Source organism: Enterobacter sp. CPE_E890, assembly GCF_046521475.1.
GTDB lineage: Bacteria > Pseudomonadota > Gammaproteobacteria > Enterobacterales > Enterobacteriaceae > Enterobacter > Enterobacter adelaidei.
In genome coordinates this window covers 2,484,380-2,511,308 of the sequence record NZ_JBKFZW010000001.1, presented here as the reverse complement: position 1 = coordinate 2,511,308, position 26,929 = coordinate 2,484,380, and the positions used below count along the sequence as shown (strand labels likewise).

Below are 26,929 nucleotides of genomic sequence, written 5' to 3'. Positions count from 1 at the left end.
TTTAATTAATTTAAGTTTTGGATGCGCCGATAACCATAAGGAATAATTCTCCTTGAGGTATTGGTCTATGTCGTTGAAAAAGTCGTCCCTGATTGTCCTGTTCTCACTGCTTTTCTTTTTTGTTGTCAGCACCGTCACCAGCGTTGGCCTCATCATTAAAAGTAATAATTCCCTGGATAATGTGAACAAAGAGATCCAGGTTGTGCTGTCGATTATTGACCCCATCAACCACAGCCGCACCCTGCGCGTTCGGGTGATGGAGTATGTGAAGATGGTGGAAGCGGGCAACTCGGCAGATGAGTCTGCGAAGCTTGCCGCAGTGAAAGAGGCGCTGACCAAAGCGGACCACGCCTTTGCTGCCTTTATGGATTCACCGCGTCTGACGGATGAAGCGCCGCTGGTGAGTGCCTATCAGGATGCCTGGCAAAACTACCGCAACCAGGGACTGGTACCGCTGATCAATGCTGCCGAAGCGCACGATGTTGCCAAATTTAACGCCCTGATCCCGGACGTGTCCCGCCTCGACCGCCAGTACGAGATCGTTCTCGACCAGGTGCTTTCCGTCCACCAGAAATACGCCAAAAGCCTGAACGAAGATGCGAGCAGCAACTTCGTCTCCGGCCTGGTGATGATTGCCGCTATCGCCTGCCTGTTTGTGGTGGTGATTGTCGCGGTCAGCCTGCTGATGAAGCGATTTGTGTTTGCCCCGGTAAACCTGGTACGCGAACACTGCAGCCAGATTGCGGCAGGCAAGCTGGACATCCCGGTGCCGGTGAAGGGACGCTCCGGTAACGAAATCGACCATCTTATGAGTTCGATGGAGCAGATGCGCCAGGCGCTGCTTGCGACGATCGCCCAGGTGCGCGATGCGAGCCATACCGTGACCCACGCAGCGCAAGAGATTGCCTCCGGGAATATTGACCTGGCGTCACGTACCGAGCAGCAGGCTTCCGCGTTAACCCAGACGGCGGCCAGCATGGAAGAACTGAGCGCAACCGTGGCGAACAATACCGATAACGTCTATCAGGCCGGAAAACTGGTGCAGGATGCGGTGAAAAATGCCCATACCGGTGAAGCGGTGACCCGTGAAGTCATCGACACCATGAATACCATCGCGGCGAACTCGAAGCGCATCGAAGACATTACCAGCGTTATCAACAGCATCGCCTTCCAGACCAATATTCTGGCGCTCAATGCGGCAGTTGAAGCGGCGCGCGCCGGTACGCAGGGGCGCGGTTTCGCGGTTGTGGCCAGTGAAGTTCGCACCCTGGCACAGAAAAGCGCAGTGGCGGCTAAGGACATCGAGAGCCTGATTGCGCAGTCGGTTTCCAGCGTGAAAAACGGTGCCGAGCTGGTGAACCGTTCGGGCGAGGTGATCGATTCCATTATTGGTTCTGTTAATAAAGTGAATACGCTGATGGAGCAGATCTCCGTCGCCTCTGAAGAGCAGAGCCGTGGGATCAGCCAGGTCGGACAGGCGGTAACCGAGATGGATGGCGTAACCCAGCAGAACGCCGCGCTGGTGCAGCAGTCCGCAGCGGCCGCGGCATCGCTGGAAGAGCAGGCGCAGCAGCTTTCGAGAAGTATTTCGAGTTTTAGTTTGCCGGTGCAGGCTTGATTGAATGGAAGGAGGCTCCTGAGGGAGCCTTTTTTGTGAGTATAACGTGTCACTATAAGCCATACAGAAGCTTATTTCGGATATATAGTAGGTATCAATGCAGCATAAATAACTATTTTTTACGGGGTTACTTATCATTTTGCAAGATAATAGAAGATTGGTAATAAATACTTTTAGATACTGCTAATTGTAATGAGAAATCAAGAGCATATCTGATTCATTAAGAATTTATTGTGAATAGTTGCCTTGTTCTCGACTTATCTGCTATTAATAATTAGAACTGCTTCAAAAAATGGCAAAAGCTTGTTTCGAATATATTCTAGCTCTCAAGTTGGGGGTTGTAAGATGGCTATAGATATTGTTTCGGAGGAGTTGAGTTTTTTTAAGTCTGCTACTACACGAATGCGCTGGTTGGTAAACAGTACGGTGCTCATATCTGCTTTAATCATGGTGCATATTTATCTTGCAAACTTTAGCTTACAGGACCAGCAACTTGAGGGTGTTGTTTATAATCGTTTTATAAATCAATTGGTTAATTACAGGCAGTGCCAAGGGGAGATATTTGTTGAGCTTGTCAAACATCCAGACAGTAGCATGGAAAAAAGGGAGAAGATCAAAAATGAAATTATAAAAAACTTTTCTGATTGTAGGGTCTTGTCCTCAAAGTTACGCGACTATTTATTCTTAACGCCACTTATGGATATCATAAAACAGTACTCCAGACTGGAGTATCAAGTTCAATCAAACGAACATACTTTGGCGAGTGAAAGTCTTCCTACCCGAACGATTCCCTTGCTTAATATGAATATTCCTGCAAATGATTTTGTTATTATAATGGCTATCTTGTCTATGTTTATAGTAATAGGTATTTGGATGAATCTGCGAGGTATTCATGCAGCTCTTTCGTCGCTATGTAGTCATGGTAATATTGATGTTCTTAAGGTTGCTCAATTAAATACCGTGTTTCTGACTTATTCTGAAGTGGGTGGTAATAGATTTGCTAGACAGGTCCGTGCACTTTCTATGTGGCTTCCATTTATCTCTATTGTATCTGCAACAATTGTTGGGTATTGGCCAATATTACACACCCGTTTTGGGAATGACGGTAACAGAATTGGTTATGACTATTACTTTGGGTCCGATGTAGTGATAGCAGTTTTCTTGGGATTATCCATAGTTATATCGTGTATGCATTGCTGGATTGCAATAAAATGCTATAAGGAGATTTCGGGGATTGACTCAATATTCGAAAGGACATTAATGAAAGCCCACCATAATTAAAAAAGGCTTCGATCCCATTTTTTTTTTTCTAGCAATATTTCCCTCCCTCATTCGTCTACCTCATCACAAGCCATAATCAGTTACTGTAAACGAGGTACACACCATGAGAGATTTTGATATGCACGAAAGAGGTCACGGACGCGGATTCGGTCGCCACCGTATGGGCAAGGGTTTAGTCATCGGCGCAGTGATCTTCGTTGCACTCGGCCTGCTGGTAATGTCCCTGTGGAACGCCTTGCTTCCGGCGATCCTCGGCGTGAAAGCCATCGGGTTCTGGCAGGCGCTGGGCATACTGGTGCTGAGCCGCATTCTGTTTGGCGGGCTGGGTTTCCGTCCCGGGATGTTTGGTGCACACCGCCGGATGCACGAGCGCTGGATGAACATGACCCCCGAACAGCGCGAGGCGTTTATTCAGCAGCGTCGCGAAGGGTTTGGTCGCCACGGACGCGGTCACTGCGGCTGGCACGGCCATCGTGACGATAAGCACGATGACAACGCGCCAAAAACGCCGGAAGCAGAGTGAGCGAAATGAAAGCCGGGGAGGCGGGCGGATCCATGCTGATGTCGGCGCTCAATGCCTGTCGCGCCAGGCTGAAAGCCTTCATACGCGGGCGCACGTCCGTCCGTGATGATGCCGACGACATTTTGCAGGAAGTCACTTATCAGCTGATGAAAGTGGAACAGCCGGTCGAGAACGTTGCTGCGTGGCTGTTCCGCGCGGCGCGTAATGAGATGATTGACCGGTCGCGGAAAAAACGCGAGGTTTCGCTCTCCGGCTATTTTACGGGCGACGATGAAGACGGTTTTCCGGAAGACGAGCTGGCCGAAACCCTGTTCGGTGTACCGCAGACACCGGAAGAGGAGTATCTCAAAACGCTGTTGTGGGAAGAACTGGAACAGGCGTTGTCTGAACTTCCACCGCAGCAGAGGGAGGTATTCGAAAAAACCGAGCTTCACGGCTACAGCATTAAAATGCTGGCAGAGGAGACGGGTGCCAGCGAGCAGGCGCTGTTATCCCGTAAGCACAAGGCGGTGTTGTTTCTGCGTACGCGGCTGCGGGATGTTTATGACGCGCTGACCGGTGAATAGCGGCGACAGACAAAACCTTACACTTCCGGTGCTTGTAGATTCATCACTATCGTTTATGATCGGGGCGTCTTGTTACTCTGGAATGTTATGCGCAACCGTCAGCTTCTCGGAAAATGGCTTTTGATCGTCACCTGTCTCGCGATGGCACTTTGTCTCGTGCAGCGTGCGGTGTATCTCAACCATTTTTTACAGGGACTGGATCCGCAAACGTCCCAGATAGCTGACGCCCCAGCTCAAAACAGCAACACTGAACAGCCCGGCCCGTCACCTTGTCAACTGGGCGCACACTCGCTTCTCTGCGCGCAGCCGCTGTTCTTCGACGGTGCGCTACCGGCCATTATTATCTTCTTTGCCCTCCTGCAGCTGTTTACGCAGGGGCGGGTATTTGTTTCCAGAGAACAACCCGTTCAGGCGCCGCCTCCCCGAATACATCTTAAAAACTGCGTCTTCCGTGAATGAAAAACATCGTCACCACACGATAATTTTCACTATTCACGGAGTAAAACATGTTTAACCTTTTCAGGGGGTTCGTCTTCCTGTGGCTGTCCTGCATCGGTATTACCCATGCGGCAGACACTGGCTGGCAGGTCTCCCCACAAAACGATCACGCCCGTATCCGCTTTCAGGCGGAAAGGGATCAAAACCGCATTCAGGGTTTGCTCACCGTCGAGCTAAAGCCCGGCTGGAAAACCTACTGGCGTTCGCCGGGCGAGGGCGGTGTCGCGCCGAAAATCAGCTGGCCGGAAGGCGTAACGGACAGCTGGTCCTGGGCGGTTCCTTCGCGTTTCGATATCTCCGGCATGACCACGCAGGGATATCACGACAAGGTCACGATCCCGATTGTCCTCGACGGGGTGAAGGGAGACGCGCTCGACGGAACGCTGACGCTCTCCACGTGCAGTAACGTCTGTCTGCTGACGGACTACCCGCTGCATCTCGATTTTACCCAGCCGGTCGATGCAGGTTTTCGTGACGCTTTTGACCATGCGATGCGCTCTATTCCCGGCTCGTCTGGCGTTTCATCTGACCTCACCGCCTGGCTGGCGGACGGCAATCTGGTCATTACAGGGACAACGGAAGGAAAGTGGGACAATCCGGGGATCTATTTTGACCCGCTGGAGGGGGATATTCTTCCGGGAGAACCCGTCATTAAGCACGACGGCCATCAGCTTCGGGTGACCGTTCCCGTCACCGATGAGTGGGGAGATAAGCCCACCTCGCTGGCAGGTAAAGCTCTGTCGTTTGTGTTGACTAATGGCAGTAAAGCCCAGCAAACCGTAATGACGGTTGGATCAACGCCTGCTGCGTCCGCAGCGCCCGGCACGGGCAAAATGATGCTCTTTGCGCTGTTGGGCGGGCTGATCCTGAACCTGATGCCCTGCGTGTTGCCGGTGATGGGTATGAAGCTCAACAGTATCCTGCATGCGGGCTCGAACAAACGAACGATCAGGCTGCGTTTTCTGGCAACCAGCGCCGGGATCCTCACCTCCTTTATGCTGCTTGCCGCGATGGTGACTGCGCTTAAGCTGACCGGGGCATCTCTGGGCTGGGGTATTCAGTTCCAGAACCCGTGGTTTATCGGCCTGATGGTCGCCGTGACCTTCCTCTTCGCGCTGAATCTGTTTGGGGTGTTTGAGATGCTGCTGCCTTCTGCCACCGCAGGACGCCTGGCTGCAACAGGCGGCGCGGGGCGGCAGTTTCTGTGAAGGGATGTTCGCCACGCTGCTGGCCACGCCGTGCTCCGCACCATTCCTCGGTACTGCCGTGGCGTTTGCCCTCGGCGCACCGCTGCAGACCCTGTGGCTCATTTTTCTGATGCTCGGCGTGGGAATGAGTTTGCCGTGGCTGTTCGTCGCCCTGGTGCCCAAAACGGCCATGCTGCTGCCGAAACCTGGCCGCTGGATGAACACGCTCAAAGTCATCCTGGGCCTGATGATGCTGGCCTCCAGCCTTTGGCTGGCGACGCTGTTGAACCTGCATCTGGGTGATACGATAGGTCAGATCGTGATGCTGGTGCTGATTGTTGTCGCACTGACGCTTTTTGCATTGAAGGGGCAAAGGTCCTCGCCACTGTTCTGGCTGGTCGTGATCTCCCTGTCGGTATTTGGTGGATACCAACTGCGCGGGTTGCTTAACGCATCACCTGTTCTCGCAACGCAAAGTGTGGAGCAGACGATCCCGTGGCAGCCGCTAAGTGAAGAGGCCATCCAGATGGCGCTTGCGCAGGGGAAACGGGTGTTTGTGGATATCTCTGCCGACTGGTGCGTAACCTGTAAGGTTAACGAGCATCGGGTACTGAATCAGCCGGACATCATTGCCGCACTGAGTCAGCCGGACGTGGTGGCCCTGCGCGGAGACTGGAGCCAGCCTTCCGCGCTTATCGCTGCGTTTCTTGAGAAGCGAAATCGCTACGCCATTCCGTTTAATGAGGTGTATGGCCCCGGTATCCCGGACGGGGAGATCCTCTCGCCGCTGCTGGATAAGCGCACCCTTGTCACCACCCTGAACAACGCAAAAGGCTAACTGTGTTATGAAAAAAATCTTTATTACGCTGCTGTTACTTCTGGCCTCTGTTCAGGTGATGGCGGCAACACCCCTGACGCCGGACCAGGAACAACGTGCGCAGAAGATGATCTCTGATTTCCTGTTTAACGATCCGAACTCCCCGCGCATCGGCGCGAAAAACCCAAAACTGACGCTTGTGGTCTTTACGGACTACAACTGCCCGTACTGCAAAAAATTCGACCCGTACCTGGAGAAAATTGTCGAAAAATACCCGGATGTCGCAGTGGTCTTTAAGTTTTTGCCTTTCCGCTCGGAAAGTTCGCTGACCGCAGCGCGTGATGCCTTAACGCTCTGGCGCGCGCATCCGGAGAAGTTTATGAAATTGAACCATACCCTGATGGTCAGAAAGGGGTACCACGATGACGCCAGCATTCAGGAGGCGCAAAAACGGGCGGGGGTGAGTGTCACGACGCCAGATGAGGAGAGCCTGATGACGATTAAGCGCAGCCTGATCGTTGCAGAGAAAATGGGGATTCAGGGAACACCCGCCACGCTCATCGGTGAAGGATTGCTTCCCGGCTGGGTGCCGTTTGAACAGTTCGATGAAATGGTCAGTGACGCACTGAAAAACCGCTAACCTGAAAGGGGGCTTGATGCCCCCGATAAACCGGAGAGGGAAATGAAAAAATTACTGTTACTTTCGGCGCTGATATCTTCAGGGCTGGCGCAGGCGGCTGAAGCCATACCGGATGTGGTAAAACACTTCAGCGAGCAGCAGGACATCAAAATCATTAAGAAACTGGATGCACCTGGCGGCGCGCCAGCCTGGCTTGGACAATATCAGGACATGGGCGTGACGCTCTTTTTAACGCCGGACGGCAAGCACGTAATCTCGGGGTATCTGTACGATGACAAAGGAAAAAACCTCAGCGAAGGATATTTCCAGAAAGAGATCTATGGCCCAATGGGACGCGAACTGTGGAAAAAGCTTAACGCGGCGCATCCCTTGAAAGAAGGGGCGGAGAACGCTCCGCGTAAAATCTTCGTCTTTGCCGATCCGTTCTGCCCGTACTGCAAACAGTTCTGGTCGGAGGCGCAACCGTGGGTGAAGGCCGGTAACGTTCAGCTCAATACGCTGCTGGTGGCGTTTCTTAACCCCAACAGCGGACGTAATGCCGCCGCTATACTAAATGCGAAAGATCCGGTCTCGGCCTGGCGTGATTACGAATTATCCGGCGGTAAAAAATTGCCCAAACCGGAAGGCAGCGCATCCCGTGAAACCGTTGAAATACTGCAGAAACACCAGGCGTTAATGGACGCTCTGGGTGCTAACGCCACGCCAGCCATTTATTATCTGAATGCGGAAAATGAGCTTCAGCAGGTGGTGGGTATGCCGGATGAAAAACAGCTTGAGGCAATGTTCGGGCCGAAGCCATAAAAGAGCAGGCAGAAACGGGGCGTTTCTGCCTGCTCTTCACTTAGCTACCCCAGCGACCTTTCAGGTAGTTAACCGCCTGCTGGGTCTGCGGCTGGTTCAGGTAATCTTCCCTGAACAGGATCGTACCATTCACGTTGGGTAGAGAATCGTTCAAATCGAGTTGTTTTTTCAGCTCCGGCACGCCGCCCTGAACCATCCAGTCCGGTTCATTTTTCGACGGTTCACCCACTTTATAGAACGCAATGCCGATATACAGGCGAGTGTGGGTCGGCTTAACGACATCTGCCCACCATTTGGTCAGCACGTCGTAGCGCGCAGCATCCCGGGAGAAAGGCCAGTAAATCTGCGGGGCGATGTAGTCCAGCAGGCCTTGCTGCACCCACTGACGCGTATCGGCGTAGGATTCATCATAGGCTGCAGCGCCGCGTGTGTCCGAGCCTGCCGGGTCAAATGAACGGTTACGCCACACGCCAGCCGGGCTGACGCCAAACTCGACACCGGGTTTTGTCTGTTTAACCGCGCGGGAAACCTGCACGATCAGCTGCTGCGTGTTGTGCCTGCGCCAGTCGGCTTTTGAGGCAAATCCCTGGCCGTACTGCCGGTAAGTCTGCGCGTCATTGAGCACCGAACCGGGTGATTCAGCATAAAAGTAATCATCAAACTGTACGCCGTCTATCGGGTAGTTTGCCACCACTTCGGTGACCACTCGGGTGATCCAGTCGCGCACTTCCGGAATGCCCGGGTCGAGTACGAAACGATCGCCAGAAATGCGTACCCACTCCGGATGCTGGACATAGACGCTGGACGGGGTCTGATATGACGTCCGGTTCAGGGCGGCGATGGTCGAGGGTTTGGTGTTGGTCGACACGCGGTATGGGTTGAACCAGGCATGCACCTTCATGCCGCGCTTGTGCGCTTCATCCAGCATAAACTGCAGTGGATCGTAACCTGGATATTCACCGATATTGCCCGTCAGCATATCTGACCACGGTAAAATTTTTGACGACCAGAGTGCCGTGCTGTCCGGTTTCACCTGGAAAAACACGGTGTTAATTCCTAGCCGCTTAAGATTGTCGAGCTTGCTGGTCAGTGCCTGCTTTTGCATCGCGATGCGTTGGTCAGCGCTGCGGCCATTCACTGATGCGACCGGTGGCCAGTCGAGGCGGGAAACGGTCGCCAGCCAGATCCCGCGCATCGGCTCGTTGGACTGCTGCGTCGGAGTACTGACGGTGGGAAGAGGGGTAACCAGTGATTTCGGTGGTTTTGAGGAGCAACTCACAAGTAAAAGCGCGCAGCCAGCCAGCGCACCAATCCGTTTTACATGTCGCGTCATTTGCGTATTAGCTCTTGATAATCCGACTGTTAGCCCAGGGATTAAAGGCGGGCGTTTCCTGTTCTGCGCGTCCTTCATCGTTGAGGGAGTCCAGATACAGGGCTTCGACTTCCGCGCGCGCCCACGGGGTACGGCGCAAAAATTTCAGGCTCGATTTAACGCTGGGATCTTTTCTGAAACAGTTAATTTTGATTCGGTCGCCCAACTCGTTCCAGCCATATTTCGTCACCAGGGCGTTGACCATCATCTCCAGCGTTACGCCATGCAAAGGATCGTTAGAAATGTGTGCAGTCATAAGCGTCCGGATGTCTCAATTTTAATGTGATTGGGTTAACCGGTGAAAGGGTACAAGAAAGCACGGGAAGCGGCAATGACATCCCGCGCTGATGCTTATTCCGCACGGCTGGCGTCCCGGTTGGTATAGGTGACAGGCACCCACCCATAGCCGCCGTTTTCGCCTTTGGTGACATAGCCGATACCCGGGAACGGTAAATGGGGGGCAGCAACCAGGTCCCTATTTCTCACAAAGCCCGCAAACGCCTCTTCGCGCACGCGTGCCGCTTTGTTCTGATCTTCATCGTAGGTGATGGTCACTTCGGGCTGCGGGAACTGGACCGCCGCGGCATGAATGATGTCTCCCACGAAGGTGATCTTCTCGCCTTTACTTTCCAGGGTATAGAATGCCGAACCCGGGGTATGGCCGGGATGAACCGTGCCGGTAATGCCCGGCAGGATCTCAGAAGTGCCGCTAAAAGGCACCACTTTACCGGCATCAAGGTAAGGTTTTAAGGTCTTCTGCGCGACGTCAAAGTAGTTCTGCCCGTAACCCGTTTTTTTCTGATTGTCTTCGTTAAAGAAGAAGTCGATTTCCGGTTTTCCAACGAAAACGCGCGCATTGCTGAACACCGGCTTACCGTCTTTCACCAGGCCGCCAGCATGATCGGAATGGACGTGAGTGAGCAGGATTTCGGTAATGTCCTGCGGCTTAACCCCCTGCGTGGCAAGGCTCTCAATCAGACGTCCACCGTTACCGGGGCCAAAGAGCTGGCCTGAGCCGGTATCCACCAGGATTTTGTGTCCGGGCATCGCAATCAGGAAAGCGTTAATGGACACTTCCGCCGGGTTGGTCTGGAAATTTTTCGCGAGCAAAGCATCAATCTTTTGCGGCGTTGTCCGGCGCAGTAATTTATGCAGATCCTGCGCAACGCTCCCGTCTGTAAACGAAGTGACGATAATATCGCCGACCTGAACGCGGTATCCGCCAGCTGGTTGTTCAACAACGTGCTGAGGCGTATTTGCCAAAACCTGTAATGAAGGGTAGAGAAGTAATGCACTGGATATCAGCGTGGACAGAGCAAGTTTTTTCACGGTAAGCATAAGAGTCTCCTTTGAAAGCGCTCATCTTACTTCTCCGTAAAAATAGAAGAACCTACCTAATAATGACAGGAGCCAGCATAATAGCCGGGTGGTGCAGACACCATTCCCGGCCCGTAAGACGCTATTTTTTCAGCGGTGCGCTCCAGCTGTCCGGCGTGGCTTTTGACCAGGAGCCATAAGCGGCATTAGGCAGCACAATCCAGTCATTGCCGAAGTGTTCAGCGCTGGCCTCAACCAGCTCACGTTGCTGCTCGCTCGGTTTTTTGTTTTTAAATTGCACGGCGAAATCCGGCAGGCTGTCGCCGAACAGCATCACGATCTGCTGTTTTTTGAGGATACTCTGGCGACGCTCTTCTTTGCTGACCGTATCCAGAAGTACGCTCTCGTCTGTAACCTGTGGAAGTCCCAGATATTTTAACGTATTGAGCGTGTCGGCTTTGTTTTCCTGCATACGATCCGAAACATAATAAATACGGACTTTGCTTTGATTCACGTGGTCAAGAAAGGCTTTCGCACCGGGGATCAAACCCGGTTTTCCCTGTTTCTCCCAGTCACTCCAGGTGTCCCATTGGGTAAAATCGTGACACTGTTCCGTATCGCGCACCAGTAAAGGGGTGTTATCAAGGACAGTTTCATCCAGATCCATGACGACGGCGTAATTCTCTGGCGTTTTCAGATCTTTTAATTTTTCATTGAAACGTTCAGTAGCAAACCGATACGTCTGCATCTGAAGCGCCATAATCTCGGCCGATTTCTGCTGATAGCGCAGGGCCATTTCATACGCTTTGGGTTCACACAGGTCGCGATTAGCCGCCATTGCCGTTGTACTGAATACGGGTAATGCCAGCAGTAATACCTTAGCCATTGAATTCACACTTCTTTCCTCAACACCTTGTTAAAATCACGAAAGCGTAATGGAGTTCAATGACAGAAAAATGAATCTTATGTGGCAACTCAACTTACAGTGAGGCTGCCGCCCGGGCCGCAGTGTCATACAGTGATGATATGGTGCGTAACAGTTGTGCGGTTTCTCCAATAGATGCCCCTGAAATGCCACTCTCTGCCTGAATATTGATAAGACACGCTTCCCGTACATCACGGTATTTCATGCATAACGCTTTACCTTCCTCCGTAGTGGAGAAGAAGAGCTCTTTACCCGCTTTCTCGCTCGTCACGTAGCCTGCTTTGACCAGCTTTTTCAGGGCATAGGTCACTACGTGGGTATCTTCCACGTTGAGGACGAAGCAGATATCGGCCAGCTTTTTCTTGCGGTCACGGTGGTTCACGTGATGCAGCAGTGAAACGTCAAACGCGCCCATGTCGGGCTCTCCGGCAGCCGCCATGCAGCGCACCATCCATTTGTTAAAGGCGTTACTGGTCATGATCAGCGCGTATTCCAGCTCTGATAACTCTGCGCAGCGCTCGGATACCAGATGGCGGGAAGAGACGATACGGCCATCATTGATATCGTCGTGAGGTGTTGAAGCACTCTTTTTGGGGGTCATAAGGGTCCTTAGCCAGAAATGTAAACTCGTCGATAAAATAAGAACATTTTATTGATAATTTGTTTACATGTTTTTGAGGTTCAGATATAGCTTTTTAGCGCAGGTTTTGCGAAGCCTGCCAACAAAACACAACATCGCTCGCCGCAAATTAAAAAAATAGCCGTCGGCGCGCAACGCTCACTTTCGATAGGGTAAACGTTTATGGACGGTACTACGCTGTTACCGCTGATCGGGATACCGATCGTGGTTATTGGTTTTGCACTGCGCTTCAACCCGCTACTGGTGGTTGTGGTGGCGGGGCTGGCGACGGGTCTGCTGGTCGGCATGGATTTCGGTATGCTGCTGGAAACCTTCGGCGAGAAGTTTGTGAATAGCCGATCGCTGGCGACCTTCATTCTGATCCTGCCCGTGATTGGTTTGCTGGAATACTACGGGCTTAAAGAGCGCGCCCAGGCCTGGGTGGCGAAGATCGCCAGCGCCACATCTGCGCGTATTCTGATGCTCTACTTTGTCGCTCGTGAAGGTACGGCTGCACTGGGTCTGATGTCGCTGGGCGGTCATGCGCAGACGGTGCGCCCGCTGCTGGCACCGATGGCCGAAGGGGCGGCGCTGAACGAATATGGCGAGCTGCCGCAGCACATTCGTGACAAAATCAAAGCCCATGCCGCCGCGTGTGACAACATCGCGGTCTTCTTTGGGGAAGATATCTTTATTGCCTTTGGCGCGGTGCTGCTGATTGACGCGTTCCTGAAAGAGAATGGTATTCAGGGCATTGAACCGCTCCATATTGGTCTGTGGGCTATCCCGACCGCCATTGCGGCATTGATTATTCATATGACCCGGCTGCTGCGTCTGGATGCGAGCATCCGTCGCGACGTGATGGCCTGGCGCGCGGAGCAGGGAACGCAGGAGGCCGCGCAATGATGACGCTTATTACCATTAACCGCGTGTACTACCTGATTGGCTTTGTCGTGATGCTGCTGGTTGTGATGACCCTGCGCGATCGCGCTAATCCTAAACGCTTTACCACTGCGCTGTTCTGGTTTTTATTCGGCGGGATCTTCCTGTTTGGCGACCTGATGGTGCAGGAGCTCGGTAAATCGCTGGCCTACAGGATTATTGGCGGCGGCGTTATCGTTATCGCGCTGCTGGCGGGTTTTGGGCTGGTCGGGAAAGGGCACTATAAAATGGCCTCCGATGAAGAACGGGTTGCCTCGTCAAACCGGCTCAAAAACTGGCTGTTCCTGCCTGCACTGATGATCCCGGTGGTGACGGTTCTCGGGACGTTATTCCTGAAAGGGGTTTCTGTAGGCGGTGTGTTCCTGCTCGATCAGAAACAACTCACCCTGGCGGCACTTTGCGTGGCCTGTGTCGCGGCGATCCTCACCGGCTGGTGGCTGACCAAAGGCACGCCGCTGCATGCGGTTCGTCAGTCCCGTCGTCTTGTTGATACCATTGGCTGGGCGGTGATCCTGCCGCAAATGCTGGCCATGCTCGGCGGGGTATTTGTGGCGGCAAATACGGGCGATTCCGTACAGAAAGTGGTCAGCCTTTTCGTGAACCCGGATAGCCGCTTCATGCTGGTGGTCATCTACTGCGTGGGTATGGCGCTGTTCACCATGATCATGGGTAACGCGTTTGCGGCCTTCCCGGTGCTGAGTGCCGGCATCGCCTTACCGTTCCTGATCAACGTGCATCACGGCAACCCGGCGCCGCTGCTGGCGATTGGCATGTACGCGGGCTATTGCGGCACGCTAATGACGCCGATGGCGGCGAATTTCAATATCGTTCCCGCCGCGCTGCTGGAGCTGAAAGACAAATATCAGGTGATCAAGATCCAGATCCCAACCGCGTTAACCCTGCTGGTGGTGAACGTGTTCTTAATGTATTTCCTCGTGTTTCGCTAAGGAGCTGTTATGGAATTAACGCAACATCAGGCTGACGCGTTTGCCCGCATGCCATTGACCTATTTGCGCCAGGAATATCCGAACCACATTATGCACCTGCTGAATGATGATGGAGATGTTCTGCCACCTCGCGAATTGCACCCGATTTTCTACGGCTGTTTTGACTGGCATTCGGCGGTGCACGGCTACTGGCTGCTGCTGCGCTGCGTGCGTCTTTATCCAGAATTGCCGTGCCGAGAGGAGATTGTCGCGCTCTTCGCTGAGCACCTGACTGAAGAGAACGTGGCGAAGGAGCTGGCCTATTTCACCGCACCGTTCCGCGCGTCGTTTGAGCGGCCGTATGGTTACGGCTGGCTGCTGGCGCTGGCCCAGGAACTGAAACAGTCGTCGTTGCCTCAGGCCGCAGGCTGGTATCAGACACTCCAACCCTTAACGCTGGACATTCGCGACAGGCTGGTAGATTACCTGAACAAGCTCACCTATCCGATCCGCGTCGGGACGCACTACAACACGGCGTTTGCGCTCGCCCTGGCGCTTGATTACGCCCGGGTAGTGGAAGATAGCGCGCTTGAGCAGGCTATTCTGACGGCGGCGGAGCGGTTTTATTTTGCCGACACGCGCTATCCGGCCCACTACGAACCCGGTGGTGATGAGTATATTTCCGGTGCGTTGACCGAAGCGTTACTGATGAGCAAGGTGTCAGAGGACTTCCCGGCGTGGTTTAACGCGTTTCTGCCGGAGGTGGGGTCGATTGCGGCACTGATGAACCCGGCGGAAGTGAGTGACCGAACCGACCCGAAAATTGCTCATCTGGACGGATTAAACCTGAGCCGTGCCTGGTGTATGAAGCATATTGCCAAAGCATTGCCGGCAAACCATCCGGCACAGCAGGCATTGCGTGATGCCGTGACAAAACATCTTGCCGCAAGCGTAGAGCATGTGGTGGGTAGCCACTACAGCGGCGGACACTGGCTGGCGAGCTTTGCGTTGCTCGCTCTGGAATAAACGAAGGTGCAGCGCCGTCAGGCGCTGCACCAGGTTTAGGCTGCGGCCCGGACTGCGGGACGTAGCCTGCTCAGGCTAAACAATACCGATCCCGTTGAGGCAATCACGGCGATCCACAGCGCCAGATGGACCGTTTGCTCATCAAGCGTTTGATGTTCGGGTGCTGCGGCGATGGTCAGCAGAACGCCTACCACGGCAGTGCCGAGACACTGACCAAATGTTCGGACGATAGACAACACCCCGGATGCATAACTGGCATTTTCCCGCGCCACATTCGAGAGCATTTCCCGGTTATTGGGGCTCTGGAAGCAACCAAACCCCACACCGCAAACCAGGCTACGCAGGCAGATATTCCATGCGGAAGGATTGGAAGGTAACGTCGCCAGCAGAACCAACCCGACGACAAAAATAATCAGTCCGATGGTCGAGATCAGCGGTGCTGAAAGCGTATCCGCCCAACGCCCGGCATGCGGGGCAATCAGCATGATACCGATTGGCCACGGTGTGAAAAGCAGGGCGGAAACGACCGGACTGTAGCCATAGACGCTCTGAAACAGGAACGGCAGCGCGACAAACGTGATGCCCTGACTCACAAACGAAGCCAGAGAGGTCAACGCGGCAAGTGTAAAGCGGCTATTTTTGAACATGACGGGGGGCAGTAATGGCGCCCGGCTGCGGCGAATATGCCAGATAAAGGCGATGGCACTGACCATGGCGATAAGCGCCCACGTCACGCTTTCCTGACCAGCGCTTTGTAACACGTTCTGAAAACTGTTGGCCGTCATGATCGTCGAACCTAACAGTGCGGCAGAGAGCACAGCCCCCATCGTATCAAAGGGAGCACTATCAACAGCCGCTTTGCGAGGAAGAGCCTTCCAGGCCAGCAGCAAGGCAATGCTTCCTGGAATAATGTTAATGGCGAACAACCATTGCCAGCTCAGTGTGTCCAGTATCGTGCCGCCCAGCACGGGCGCAATCGCGGTGCTGGAGGCGATAAGCAGAGCGTGTAACCCCAGAATGCGGCCAAGCAGTCGACCGGGGAACACGGAACGCAGTATCGCCGGGGCTATACTGAGGGTGGCCGCACCGCCGATACCCTGCAATATACGCATTCCGATCAACACCTCGGGTGTTTTCGCCAGTGCGCAGCCGAGGGAGGTGAGCGTAAAGGTGGTAAGCCCGGCCAGAAAGACCCGCCGATAGCCAATGCGAGCCGCCAGCGCAGCGAAAATGGCGAGTGTCATTGCCGCCGACAACAGATAACCATTCGCAAACCAGACCGCGACATTCGCGGACACCTGCATGGCATTCGCCATGGAGGGCAGCGCTATGTTGATCATGGTGCCATCAAAGACGCCCATCAGCGTGGTGGTCATCACTGCAGCCATGACCCGGGCGCGTTCATCTCCCGGCAGCCCTTCATCGCCGGGTTGATTTGAAAATAGCATCATCATCGTAACTCCAGATAAGAATGTTGATGACGAAACTATAACCATGGGGTATACAGGGCGGAAGACGCAGCACTTGCAACTTATCGTTGCATTAAACGCCTTATATGAGGAGCCACCGTGTCCGATCCCGATTTTAATCTGCTTGTCGCACTCGACATCCTGCTGGCTGAAGCCAGTGTGGCGGGCGCGGCGCGACGTTTAAACCTGAGTACCTCCGCCATGAGCCGTACGTTGAGCAGACTTCGGGAGGTGACTGGCGATCCGATCCTGGTGCGAGCCGGGCGTCATATGGTACTGACACCCTGGGCCGAAGCCACACGGGACCGCGCCAGAAGCGCCGTGCATGAGGCGAGGGCGGTGCTGCAACCCTCTGCCGACACACTGAAGGTGGAAAGTCTGGAGCGGCTGTTCACCATCAGAGCCAACGACGGTTTTGTGGTGGCGTTTGGGCCCTTGCTAATTGCCGCCGTGGCGGACGTCGCGCCTGACGTGTGTATCCGTTTCACCCCGAAACCTGAGAAAACGTCGCGCTATCTTCGCGAGGGATTAGTTGACCTGGAAATTGGCGTGCAGAGCAATATGGGGCCTGAAATCCGTCTGCAAAGGTTATTTCAGGATCGGTTTGTTGGCGCGGTGCGCAAGGGGCATCCGCTGGCGTCACGCCCGACAGTGAGCCTGAATGACTATGTCTCCTGGGGGCATGTGGTCGCCTCGCCCGATGGATCGTTACACGGTTTTGTCGATGAGGCGCTGGCGGAATTAGGGATGAAACGTAAAGTCGCCAGCGTGGTGCCCAGTTTTCCGACGGCATTATCCGTCGCGCTGACGTCCGATCTGATCGCGATGGTGCCGGCGTTGTATTTGCTGAATCAACCGATGACCGGGCATGCGCACGTCTTTGAACTGCCCTTCAGGACCCGCACCATTACGGTCTCACAGATGTGGCACCCGCGAATGGAAAGGGACCCTGGTCATCAGTGGCTCAGAGAGAAGGTTCGCGACGTGTGTCGGGCGGTACGCTGACGACTCATACACCTTTTCGCGGTACGGTGAGGATGAAGCGAGTCGATACGGTATCCGATTCCACATGCACTTTACCGTGATGCGCAGTGACGATGGACTTGACGATGGCAAGCCCAATGCCGCTCCCTTCACCTTTACGTTGTCTGGATGGATCAACCCGATAAAAACGATCAAACAACCTTGGCAGATGTTCTTCCGGGATGGGGGTTCCGGGGTTTTCAATCACCAGTTCAAAATCGCTGTCCTGTTCTCTTATCGAGACGGTGACCGCTTTTCCTCCCGGGGTATAGCGCAGCGCATTAGAGATCAGATTACTAATTGCTCTTCGGAACATCTGCGGATCGCCTTCCGTCAGGCAGGGCATACCGTTGAATTTCAGCGATACGTTGCGTTCTTCCGCCCACGCCTCAAAGAAATCGAACACTTTAACGACTTCTGCGCTCAGGTCGAACATGACCCTGTCAGGAATGAGCTGGTTATTATCCGCCTGGGCGAGGAAAAGCATATCGCTGACCATTCTGGTCATCCGGTTGTATTCTTCAAGGCTTGAGTACAGGACATCTTCCAGTTCCTTTTGCGAACGGTTCTGGCTCAGCGCGATTTCGGTTTGCGTCACCAGATTCGTGATGGGCGTTCTGATTTCGTGCGCGATATCGGCAGAGAAGTTGGCCTGGCGGGTAAAGACATCTTCAATCTTTTCAATCATATGGTTGAAGGAGATCACCAGCTGTTCCAGTTCGACAGGCACGCGGGAGGGCTCCAGCCGCGCGTCCAGATTTTCAGAGGTGATGTTTTTAATGGCGGTGCTGACGTTACGCAGCGGCAGGTGTCCCTGGCGAACCGCGATACGAACGATAAGAATAATCAGCAGGCCGATCGCCGTGGCGATCGCAAACAGATTTTTTTTCAGCGCCTCAAGGTAGTGCAGATGGAAATTAATGGAGAGCCCGATCAGCATGACATAGCGCTGCGTTTTTCCCTGCAGCGTCGCTGTTCCTGAAGAGGCGATAATCCGGTACGTTTCCATTTTCATATCAGACCCGGCGTGTATTGACCCGGCGGGTTCCTCTACCGACCAGAGAAATACGTCCTGTGCGCGACGGTGCATGCTAAAGTCTGCCGAGTTCATCGCCGGGCGTAATGCCGCCCCTCGTGCCGAGCTGAACAGTTCATTTCCCTGCGGATCAAGAAGCAGAACGGCAACGTTGCGGTAACTGGCAATCGACTCTTTGATTTTACTGACTTTCTTCTGATCGGGTTCTGACGGGGACTGCAAGATGCGCTGCATCGCGGTGCTGATTTGCTGCAGATCGTTAACATCCTGCTCGGCAAAGTGTTTTTCAACGGAATGCAGCATAAACCAGGTAAAGGCGAAAAAGGCCAGGATCGTGGAGAGGCTGATAAAAAAGGTTAGCCGCAGAGCAAGAGAAAAAGGGCGCCTGAGGGGCTTACTGCGCATCCGGGACCTCCAGCAGATAACCCACGCCGCGCACCGTCTGGATCAGTTTGGGTTCATAATCGCTATCTATTTTCGCCCGCAGACGCTTCACCGCAACGTCAATCGCGTTTGTGTCGCTGTCAAAGTTCATATCCCAAACCTGGGAGGCTATCAGGGAGCGGGGGAGCACTTCTCCCTGATGACGCATGAAAAATTCCAGCAAGCTGAATTCTTTGCTGGTCAACAGAATACGGTTTCCGGCGCGGCTCACTTTTCTTGAAACGAGATCTACCGTCAGGTCCGCCACCTGAAACTGGCTTTCAGTAATCACCGTATTTCCGCGTCTTAGCAGCGTTCTCACCCGGGCGAGAAGCTCAGCAAAAGCAAATGGCTTAATCAGATAATCATCTGCCCCCAGCTCCAGCCCCTTAACCCGGTGTTCGATCGTGCCGAGGGCAGTCAGTAACAGTATCGGCATGCCTTTTCCGGCAGAACGAAGCATGCGGACAATATCCCAGCCGTTCACATCGGGAAGCATGATATCCAGTATCAGTAGATCATATTCGGCGGTCATGGCGAGATGGTACCCATTCAGCCCATTGTCAGCGTGGTCGACAATAAACCCTGCTTCAGTGAGCCCCTTGCTGAGGTATTCACCGGTTTTAATTTCATCTTCAACGATCAATATTTTCATCTTGCTCCCCTAACTGACTGCTGATGACATTCTAGTGAGCCTGCGATCGTTAACAATGACTTAGGGTAAAAATGACAACATTGTCATTATCCTGTCACCCGTCAAACAGGATGCGTTCAGTAGAGTAGCCCTAACAATACTCTGGACTTCATTTGAACCGTTATGTTCCTGTTAAAACGACTTAGCATCAGCACGGTATTTATTCTGGCAGGCTGTGTCTCGTTGGCACCTGACTACCAGCGACCGGCGGCACCAGTACCTCAGCAATTTTCGCTTTCACGCAACGGCCTCACACCCGCAGTGGCGGGATATCAGGACACTAGCTGGCGTCATTTTTTTGCTGATCCTCAGGTCGCCGGGTTGATTACCGTAGCCCTGAATAACAATCGAGATTTAAAAATGGCCGCGCTGAAGGTTGAGGAGGCCCGGACACAGTTCAATGTGACCGACGCAGATCGTTATCCTCAGCTGAATGGATCGTCTGGTATCACTTACAGCGGTGGTCTGAAAGGTGACAAACCTGGCACACAACAGTATGACGCGGGTATTGCGCTTAGCTACGATCTCGATTTCTTCGGCAAGCTCAGAAACATGAGTGAGGCTGACCGACAAAATTATTTCGCCAGTGAAGAGGCGCGTCGCGCCGTGCATATTTTGCTCGTCTCGAATGTGTCGCAGAGCTATTTCAACCAACAACTGGCGTATAAACAACTGCGTATTGCACGGGATACGCTGAAAAATTACCAGCAGTCCCTGGCGTTCGTTGAGCAACAGCTGGTGACCGGCAGTACGAACGTCCTGGCGCTTGAACAAGCTCGTGGGCAAATTGAAAGTACCCGGGCAGAAATTGCCAAAAGAGAAGGGGAACTGTCGCAGGCCAACAATGCCCTGCAGCTGGTTCTTGGAACCTATCGCGCAGTCCCGTCCGAAAAAGAGATGGACGCCAGCGATATTGCACCAGTAAAACTGCCGCCGCATCTGTCATCAGAAATACTGCTGCAGCGTCCGGATATTATGGAAGCGGAGTTTCAGCTTAAAGCGGCTGATGCCAGTATCGGCGCGGCACGTGCGGCCTTTTTCCCGTCCATATCGTTAACCAGTGGTCTTTCGACAAGCAGCACGGAATTATCCAGTCTCTTTACGCCAGGGAGTGGGATGTGGAATTTTATCCCTAAAATTGAGATCCCCATTTTTAATGCGGGCAGGAATAAAGCCAATCTGAAACTAGCTGAAATTCGCCAGCAGCAGTCCGTTGTTAATTATGAACAGAAAATACAGTCCGCTTTCAAACAGGTTGCTGACGCGCTCGCGTTGCGAGACAGCATCAACCAGCAGCTTGATGCACAACAGCGTTATCTTAATTCTCTGCAAATAACGCTTCAGCGTGCCCGAGGGTTATATTCCAGTGGCGCGGTCAGTTATTTGAATGTGCTTGATGCGGAACGTTCGCTTTTCTCTACGCAACAAAACATCCTCGACCTTATCTATTCCCGGCAGGTTAATGAAATTAATCTGTTCACCGCGCTGGGTGGCGGTTGGGTTGAGTAAACTTATTTAATTAAACAGGAAAATAAAAATGCGTAATTCTCTTAAAGCCGTTGTATTCGGTGCGATCTCTGTGATGTTCTCCGCCAGCCTTCAGGCTGAAGTTCATCAGCATGAGGAGATGAGTGTCGCCGGTGATGCCGGCGCAGAGCAAATCATCAACGCCACGGGTGTCGTGAAAGACATTGACCTCACGAATAAAAAAGTCACGATTTCTCACGAAGCTATACCTGCAATCGGCTGGCCTGCAATGACCATGCGTTTCACTTTTACCAATGCTGACGAGAGCATTAACGCCTTAAAACCAGGCCGTCATGTTGATTTTTCATTTGTTCAGCAGGGCAATGTCTCTTTACTTAAGAGCATTAAATAGAGAGGATTGGCATGACCTCTTTCAAAATAAAATATGCCGCCATGATTATCAGCAGTCTCCTGATTGGAGGAGTGATATCCGTGACGGCATGGCAGGCACTTCATTCATCTGAAAAAAAAGAAAATAACACGGCTGAAAGAAAGGTACTTTTCTGGTATGACCCGATGAAACCAGACGTTAAATTCGATAAGCCCGGTAAATCGCCGTTTATGGATATGGACCTGGTGCCGAAATATGCGGATGAAAATAACGAAAAAAGCAGTGCCGGTATACGTATTGATCCGACGCAGGTCCAGAATCTGGGGTTAAAAACACAAAAAGTCACCCGTGGAGCACTGAATTATTCCCAGACGATCCCCGCTAACGTCAGTTATAACGAATATCAATTCGTCATTGTTCAGGCACGCTCGGAAGGCTTTGTTGAGAAAGTGTACCCCCTGACAATTGGCGACCATGTGAAGAAAGGGACACCACTTATTGATATCACCATACCGGACTGGGTAGAGGCGCAGAGTGAGTTTCTGCTGTTATCCGGTACCGGCGGTACACCCACGCAAATAAAGGGGGTTCTGGAACGGCTTCGGCTTGCCGGCATGCCGGACGATGACATTCAGAGGCTACGTGCAACCCGGACTATCCAGACCCGGTTTACCATAAAGGCACCGATTGACGGGGTGATCACGGCTTTTGACCTGCGTACCGGTATGAATATTTCTAAAGAGAAAGTGGTCGCGCAAATTCAGGGGATGGATCCGGTCTGGATCAGCGCTGCAGTACCTGAATCTATCGCTTATCTGCTGAAAAACTCGTCGCAGTTTGATATTTCCGTACCCGCTTATCCGGATAAATCGTTCCCGGTCGAAAAATGGAACCTTCTGCCCAGCGTGGATCAAACGACCCGCACCCTGCAGGTGCGGTTGCAGGTATCAAACAAGGATGAACTCCTGAAGCCGGGCATGAATGCGTTTCTGAAACTGAATACCCAAAGCCCGGAAATGCTGCTGATCCCATCCCAGGCCGTGATAGACACCGGCAAAGAACAGCGTGTGATTACCGTCGATGCCGAAGGCCGCTTTGTGCCCAAAAAGATCCACGTTTTACACGAATCTCAGCAACAGTCCGCTATTGATACTGGACTGAACGAAGGGGATTCGGTGGTGGTCAGTGGTCTGTTCCTGATTGACTCCGAGGCCAATATTACCGGTGCGCTGGAACGTATGCGCCGTGCTGAAAAAACTGACGACACGCATTCAGGTCATTAAGGAGACGATGATGATTGAATGGATTATCCGGCGGTCAGTCGCCAACCGTTTCCTGGTGATGATGGGGGCGCTGTTCCTCAGCGTGTGGGGTACCTGGACCATCATCAATACCCCGGTCGACGCCTTGCCCGACCTGTCTGACGTTCAGGTGATTATTAAAACCAGCTATCCCGGCCAGGCCCCGCAGATTGTTGAAAATCAGGTCACGTATCCGCTCACGACTACCATGTTGTCGGTGCCAGGCGCAAAAACCGTGCGCGGATTTTCTCAGTTCGGCGACTCGTATGTATATGTTATTTTTGAAGATGGTACCGATCTGTACTGGGCCCGATCTCGCGTTCTGGAATACCTTAATCAGGTTCAGGGCAAACTGCCTGCGGGGGTGAGTTCTGAAATCGGCCCTGATGCCACGGGCGTGGGCTGGATATTTGAATATGCTCTGGTTGACCACAGTGGACAGCACGATCTTTCAGAACTGCGCTCATTGCAGGACTGGTTTCTGAAATTTGAACTCAAAACCATCCCGAACGTGGCTGAAGTCGCGTCCGTGGGCGGTGTGGTTAAGCAGTATCAGATTCAGGTCAACCCGTTAAAACTGGCCCAGTACGGTATCAGCCTGCCGGAAGTTAAGCAGGCGCTTGAATCGTCTAATCAGGAAGCAGGGGGATCATCTGTTGAAATCGCGGAGGCGGAGTATATGGTCCGCGCCAGCGGTTATCTCCAGACCATTGATGATTTCAATAACATTGTCCTGAAAACCGGTGTAAACGGGGTCCCGGTTTATCTGCGTGACGTTGCCCGCGTACAAACAGGCCCGGAAATGCGGCGTGGGATAGCAGAGTTTAACGGTCTGGGAGAGGTCGCTGGTGGCGTCGTGATCCTGCGTTCGGGCAAAAATGCGCGCGACGTCATTACGGCGGTGAAAGATAAACTGGAAACGCTAAAGGCGAGTTTGCCCGAAGGGGTCGAAATTGTGACTACTTACGATCGCAGCCAGTTAATTGACCGGGCCATAGATAACCTGAGTTCTAAACTCCTCGAAGAATTTATTGTGGTCGCCATCGTCTGTGCGCTGTTTCTGTGGCATGTACGCTCTGCGCTGGTGGCGATTATCTCACTGCCGCTTGGGCTGTGTATTGCCTTTATTGTCATGCACTTCCAGGGGCTAAACGCCAATATCATGTCGCTGGGAGGCATTGCTATTGCCGTTGGCGCGATGGTGGATGCGGCCATCGTGATGATTGAAAACGCGCACAAACGGCTGGAGGAGTGGGATCACCAGCATCCGGGGGAACAGATTGACAACGCCACGCGCTGGAAGGTTATCACTAATGCCTCCGTAGAAGTGGGCCCTGCGCTGTTTATTAGTCTGCTGATCATCACCTTATCGTTCATCCCCATTTTTACTCTTGAAGGGCAGGAAGGGCGGTTGTTTGGTCCGCTGGCGTTTACAAAAACCTATTCCATGGCGGGTGCGGCCGCGTTGGCTATCATCGTGATTCCTATCCTGATGGGGTTCTGGATACGCGGGAAGATCCCTGCTGAGACCCGTAATCCACTGAACCGGTTGTTGATTAAGGCCTATCATCCGCTACTGATTAGGGTGCTTCACTGGCCGAAAACCACTCTGCTGGTCGCGGCGTTATCCATCTTCACGGTTATCTGGCCACTGAGCCAGGTTGGCGGTGAGTTTCTGCCGAAGATCAATGAGGGGGACCTGCTGTATATGCCGTCAACATTGCCAGGCGTTTCGCCGGCTGAAGCCGCCGCGATCCTGCAGACCACGGATAAACTCATCAAAACCGTTCCTGAAGTCGCCTCTGTTTTTGGCAAAACCGGTAAAGCCGAAACGGCAACGGATTCCGCACCGCTCGAAATGGTAGAAACCACGATACAGTTGAAACCGGAAGATCAGTGGCGGCCCGGCATGACGATTGACAAGATTATTGACGAACTGGACAAAACCGTTCGTTTGCCTGGCCTGGCAAATCTTTGGGTCCCGCCTATCCGCAACCGCATTGATATGCTCTCAACCGGGATAAAAAGCCCCATTGGCATCAAGGTGTCGGGTACCGTTCTGGCTGATATCGATGCCACGGCGCAGAGCATTGAAGCAGTAGCCAAAACGGTGCCGGGCGTGGTTTCTGCTCTGGCAGAACGCCTGGAAGGGGGGCGCTACATTGATGTGGACATCGACCGGGAAAAAGCCTCCCGCTATGGGATGACGGTGGGCGATGTGCAACTGTTCGTCTCTTCGGCCATCGGCGGGGCGACGGTGGGTGAAACGGTGGAAGGTGTCGCCCGCTATCCAATAAATATCCGCTATCCCCAGGACTACCGGAACAGCCCAAATGCGCTGAAACAGATGCCGATCCTTACGCCGATGAAACAGCAGATCACGCTGGGAGATGTGGCTGATATTAAGGTCGTGTCCGGCCCCACGATGCTTAAAACGGAGAATGCCCGGCCCGCCAGCTGGATTTACATCGATGCGCGGGGCAGGGATATGGTATCGGTGGTAAATGACATTAAGACGGCCATCAGTCAGAACGTGAAGCTGCGGCCAGGTACCAGCGTGTCATTCTCCGGACAGTTTGAACTGCTCGAGCACGCGAACAAGAAACTGAAGCTGATGGTGCCGATGACGGTGATGATCATCTTCATTCTGCTGTACCTGGCATTCCGTCGCGTAGATGAAGCCTTATTGATCCTGATGAGTCTGCCGTTCGCCCTGGTCGGGGGGATATGGTTCCTCTACTGGCAGGGCTTCCATATGTCTGTGGCAACAGGCACCGGGTTTATCGCTCTTGCCGGGGTTGCAGCCGAGTTTGGTGTGGTCATGCTGATGTATCTGCGACATGCCATTGAAGCGCATCCGGAGTTATCTCATCGGGAAACATTTACCGCAGAGGGGCTCGATGAAGCGCTTTATCATGGTGCCGTACTGCGTGTTCGACCGAAGGCGATGACCGTTGCGGTGATCATTGCAGGTTTACTGCCTATTCTCTGGGGAACCGGTGCGGGGTCAGAAGTGATGAGCCGGATAGCAGCACCAATGATTGGGGGGATGATCACGGCTCCGCTGTTATCGCTGTTTATTATTCCTGCGGCGTATAAGTTAATTTGGCTGCGCAGGCATAAACAATCATAAAACAATCCCGCTCTAGTGGCGGGATTTTTACGAGATGAATGTTTAGCGCGTCTGGCTGATAAGTTTGCGCCAGGCACTGTTATGCAGAGTAAACAGCAGCATCTTATAAAAGGAGGTGGAAAGAATAGAGCTGCCGGTAAGCAGTAACATCACAATGCTCACTAGCACTGCGGTCAGACTGACGCCCGGAGAAGCGCTACCGCTCAGCGCGGCCAGCAGATAGATTACCGTTATCACCAGGCTTATTACTGCCAGCGTAAGATGTAAAAGCACAGCGCGCATACTGCCTTTGCCAATCATAAACATGGTCACGCCGTTTATACCGGCGAACAGCAGGGCGATCAGCACAACCCACACGAATACGCGTTCGGCTGGCTGGCCGAGTACGGCGATTACGCCATACCCCAGCCACAACTGAGGAATAGCGAAACTGATAATCACCCCGAGAGTACTGATCGCCGCCGGAATGCCCATGGTATGTAGTCCTGGGGATTTACCCATTTCTTTGGCCAGCTGCGTCTTGAGCTGCTGCAGCTGTGTCGTGGTGGCATTGTTTATGCTAGCGGCCACCTCGTTACAGTGTTGCAGGCGACGGGTTAAAACTTTAAGCATTCGAATACTCAGCGTTTAGTTAGGTAAGAATAGTGGCGTAACCGCACGTAGCCAGTCAAGGGCAGGGAAGTCATCATCCAATTCCTGACGGGTTGATGACTAAGCGCTTCGCCTGCATTAACAACCTGCTGATAGAGGCATCGGACCGCCTGTTCCATTGGCTGCAGTTCAGCGAGGGCTGCCGGACCTTGGCTTATGAAGAAAAAAACGCAGGTGATTTTGCGTTTTTTTATTTCAACCCAAAAAATGTCGACAAATCAAAATATAAAAATATTTCTGCAATTAAGTTTTGATTAATAAATAGATTAACAATTAATGATTG

General features: G+C 53.0%; 25 protein-coding genes and 1 pseudogene. 17 read left to right on the top strand and 9 right to left on the bottom strand.

Features of this window, described 5'->3' with window-relative positions:
• Positions 1-67: 67 nt before the first annotated feature.
• The 8 genes and pseudogenes from ACLHV9_RS12355 to dsbG all read left to right on the top strand — a co-directional run bounded on the left by ACLHV9_RS12355 (position 68) and on the right by dsbG (position 7,931).
• Complete coding sequence (locus ACLHV9_RS12355; RefSeq protein ID WP_407220558.1) at positions 68-1,618, top strand: methyl-accepting chemotaxis protein; 1,551 nt, start codon at positions 68-70, stop codon at positions 1,616-1,618.
• A gap of 345 nt (positions 1,619-1,963) precedes the next feature.
• On the top strand, positions 1,964-2,899 hold the full coding sequence (locus tag ACLHV9_RS12350; RefSeq protein WP_133175277.1) for a hypothetical protein: 936 nt from the start codon (positions 1,964-1,966) through the stop codon (positions 2,897-2,899).
• A gap of 103 nt (positions 2,900-3,002) precedes the next feature.
• A complete protein-coding gene (locus ACLHV9_RS12345) occupies positions 3,003-3,422 on the top strand; it encodes a hypothetical protein (protein ID WP_108089890.1) in 420 nt (139 codons plus the stop codon).
• Positions 3,423-3,427: 5 nt separating this feature from the next.
• Positions 3,428-3,988 carry an RNA polymerase sigma factor gene (locus ACLHV9_RS12340; protein WP_407221183.1) on the top strand — a complete coding sequence of 187 codons (561 nt, stop codon included), beginning with the start codon at positions 3,428-3,430 and terminating at the stop codon, positions 3,986-3,988.
• Between the two features lie 87 nt (positions 3,989-4,075).
• Positions 4,076-4,447: a hypothetical protein gene (locus ACLHV9_RS12335; RefSeq protein ID WP_049007666.1), complete on the top strand. Its 372-nt coding sequence runs from the start codon at positions 4,076-4,078 to the stop codon at positions 4,445-4,447.
• A gap of 47 nt (positions 4,448-4,494) precedes the next feature.
• Positions 4,495-6,511 (top strand): annotated as a pseudogene (locus tag ACLHV9_RS12330) (protein-disulfide reductase DsbD family protein).
• Positions 6,512-6,518: 7 nt separating this feature from the next.
• Entirely contained in the window at positions 6,519-7,130 is a 612-nt protein-coding gene (locus ACLHV9_RS12325) for a DsbA family protein (RefSeq protein ID WP_407220557.1), read from the top strand.
• A 42-nt stretch (positions 7,131-7,172) separates the two neighbouring features.
• A complete protein-coding gene (gene dsbG / locus ACLHV9_RS12320; protein ID WP_407220555.1) occupies positions 7,173-7,931 on the top strand; it encodes a thiol:disulfide interchange protein DsbG in 759 nt (252 codons plus the stop codon).
• A 40-nt stretch (positions 7,932-7,971) separates the two neighbouring features.
• Here the strand turns inward: dsbG and ACLHV9_RS12315 are convergent, their stop codons facing one another.
• The 5 genes from ACLHV9_RS12315 to ACLHV9_RS12295 all read right to left on the bottom strand — a co-directional run bounded on the left by ACLHV9_RS12315 (position 7,972) and on the right by ACLHV9_RS12295 (position 12,146).
• A complete protein-coding gene (locus ACLHV9_RS12315; RefSeq protein ID WP_407220554.1) occupies positions 7,972-9,264 on the bottom strand; it encodes a glycoside hydrolase family 10 protein in 1,293 nt (430 codons plus the stop codon).
• Between the two features lie 7 nt (positions 9,265-9,271).
• Positions 9,272-9,559, bottom strand: coding sequence for a VF530 family DNA-binding protein (locus ACLHV9_RS12310; protein ID WP_108089894.1), 288 nt, complete (start codon positions 9,557-9,559; stop codon positions 9,272-9,274).
• 95 nt (positions 9,560-9,654) lie between these two features.
• Positions 9,655-10,641 carry an MBL fold metallo-hydrolase gene (locus tag ACLHV9_RS12305; RefSeq protein WP_108089895.1) on the bottom strand — a complete coding sequence of 329 codons (987 nt, stop codon included), beginning with the start codon at positions 10,639-10,641 and terminating at the stop codon, positions 9,655-9,657.
• A 121-nt stretch (positions 10,642-10,762) separates the two neighbouring features.
• Positions 10,763-11,506 carry a 5'-nucleotidase, lipoprotein e(P4) family gene (locus ACLHV9_RS12300; protein ID WP_407220552.1) on the bottom strand — a complete coding sequence of 248 codons (744 nt, stop codon included), beginning with the start codon at positions 11,504-11,506 and terminating at the stop codon, positions 10,763-10,765.
• Between the two features lie 94 nt (positions 11,507-11,600).
• Positions 11,601-12,146, bottom strand: coding sequence for a winged helix DNA-binding protein (locus ACLHV9_RS12295; protein WP_108089897.1), 546 nt, complete (start codon positions 12,144-12,146; stop codon positions 11,601-11,603).
• Positions 12,147-12,347: 201 nt separating this feature from the next.
• On the opposite strand from ACLHV9_RS12295, the gene ACLHV9_RS12290 reads away from it, so the two are divergent.
• From ACLHV9_RS12290 to ACLHV9_RS12280, 3 genes are read left to right on the top strand one after another with little or no spacing between them, the layout of a single operon-like run.
• Entirely contained in the window at positions 12,348-13,070 is a 723-nt protein-coding gene (locus tag ACLHV9_RS12290; protein ID WP_008501655.1) for a DUF969 domain-containing protein, read from the top strand.
• The gene (locus tag ACLHV9_RS12285; RefSeq protein ID WP_028018965.1) at positions 13,067-14,053 is read left to right on the top strand and encodes a DUF979 domain-containing protein; all 987 of its coding nucleotides are present in this window, start codon (positions 13,067-13,069) and stop codon (positions 14,051-14,053) included. The genes ACLHV9_RS12290 and ACLHV9_RS12285 overlap by 4 nt, the downstream gene beginning before the upstream one ends.
• A gap of 9 nt (positions 14,054-14,062) precedes the next feature.
• Complete coding sequence (locus tag ACLHV9_RS12280; RefSeq protein WP_108089898.1) at positions 14,063-15,058, top strand: DUF2891 domain-containing protein; 996 nt, start codon at positions 14,063-14,065, stop codon at positions 15,056-15,058.
• A gap of 35 nt (positions 15,059-15,093) precedes the next feature.
• On the opposite strand, the gene ACLHV9_RS12275 is transcribed toward ACLHV9_RS12280, so the two are convergent.
• Positions 15,094-16,509 (bottom strand): MFS transporter, encoded by a 1,416-nt coding sequence (locus ACLHV9_RS12275; protein WP_407221182.1) that lies wholly within the window; start codon positions 16,507-16,509, stop codon positions 15,094-15,096.
• 117 nt (positions 16,510-16,626) lie between these two features.
• Here ACLHV9_RS12275 and ACLHV9_RS12270 point away from each other — a divergent pair, with 117 nt between their 5' ends.
• Positions 16,627-17,532 carry a LysR family transcriptional regulator gene (locus ACLHV9_RS12270; RefSeq protein WP_108089900.1) on the top strand — a complete coding sequence of 302 codons (906 nt, stop codon included), beginning with the start codon at positions 16,627-16,629 and terminating at the stop codon, positions 17,530-17,532.
• 4 nt (positions 17,533-17,536) lie between these two features.
• On the opposite strand, the gene ACLHV9_RS12265 is transcribed toward ACLHV9_RS12270, so the two are convergent.
• Positions 17,537-18,991 (bottom strand): Cu(+)/Ag(+) sensor histidine kinase, encoded by a 1,455-nt coding sequence (locus ACLHV9_RS12265; protein WP_108089901.1) that lies wholly within the window; start codon positions 18,989-18,991, stop codon positions 17,537-17,539.
• Positions 18,981-19,664 carry a copper/silver response regulator transcription factor gene (locus ACLHV9_RS12260; protein WP_108089902.1) on the bottom strand — a complete coding sequence of 228 codons (684 nt, stop codon included), beginning with the start codon at positions 19,662-19,664 and terminating at the stop codon, positions 18,981-18,983. The genes ACLHV9_RS12265 and ACLHV9_RS12260 overlap by 11 nt, the downstream gene beginning before the upstream one ends.
• Positions 19,665-19,826: 162 nt before the next feature.
• On the opposite strand from ACLHV9_RS12260, the gene ACLHV9_RS12255 reads away from it, so the two are divergent.
• Genes ACLHV9_RS12255 through silA form a run of 4 tightly spaced genes read left to right on the top strand, consistent with a single transcriptional unit; the run spans position 19,827 to position 25,995 of the window.
• Positions 19,827-21,212: an efflux transporter outer membrane subunit gene (locus ACLHV9_RS12255; RefSeq protein WP_108089903.1), complete on the top strand. Its 1,386-nt coding sequence runs from the start codon at positions 19,827-19,829 to the stop codon at positions 21,210-21,212.
• A gap of 28 nt (positions 21,213-21,240) precedes the next feature.
• Positions 21,241-21,582 carry a cation efflux system protein CusF gene (gene cusF, locus ACLHV9_RS12250; protein ID WP_108089904.1) on the top strand — a complete coding sequence of 114 codons (342 nt, stop codon included), beginning with the start codon at positions 21,241-21,243 and terminating at the stop codon, positions 21,580-21,582.
• 11 nt (positions 21,583-21,593) lie between these two features.
• A complete protein-coding gene (locus ACLHV9_RS12245) occupies positions 21,594-22,844 on the top strand; it encodes an efflux RND transporter periplasmic adaptor subunit (protein ID WP_108089905.1) in 1,251 nt (416 codons plus the stop codon).
• 10 nt (positions 22,845-22,854) lie between these two features.
• Entirely contained in the window at positions 22,855-25,995 is a 3,141-nt protein-coding gene (gene silA, locus ACLHV9_RS12240; RefSeq protein ID WP_108089906.1) for a Cu(+)/Ag(+) efflux RND transporter permease subunit SilA, read from the top strand.
• Positions 25,996-26,037: 42 nt separating this feature from the next.
• Here the strand turns inward: silA and ACLHV9_RS12235 are convergent, their stop codons facing one another.
• Positions 26,038-26,607 carry a hypothetical protein gene (locus ACLHV9_RS12235; RefSeq protein WP_407220551.1) on the bottom strand — a complete coding sequence of 190 codons (570 nt, stop codon included), beginning with the start codon at positions 26,605-26,607 and terminating at the stop codon, positions 26,038-26,040.
• 95 nt (positions 26,608-26,702) lie between these two features.
• On the opposite strand from ACLHV9_RS12235, the gene ACLHV9_RS12230 reads away from it, so the two are divergent.
• Positions 26,703-26,900: a hypothetical protein gene (locus ACLHV9_RS12230; RefSeq protein WP_108089907.1), complete on the top strand. Its 198-nt coding sequence runs from the start codon at positions 26,703-26,705 to the stop codon at positions 26,898-26,900.
• Positions 26,901-26,929: the final 29 nt, after the last annotated feature.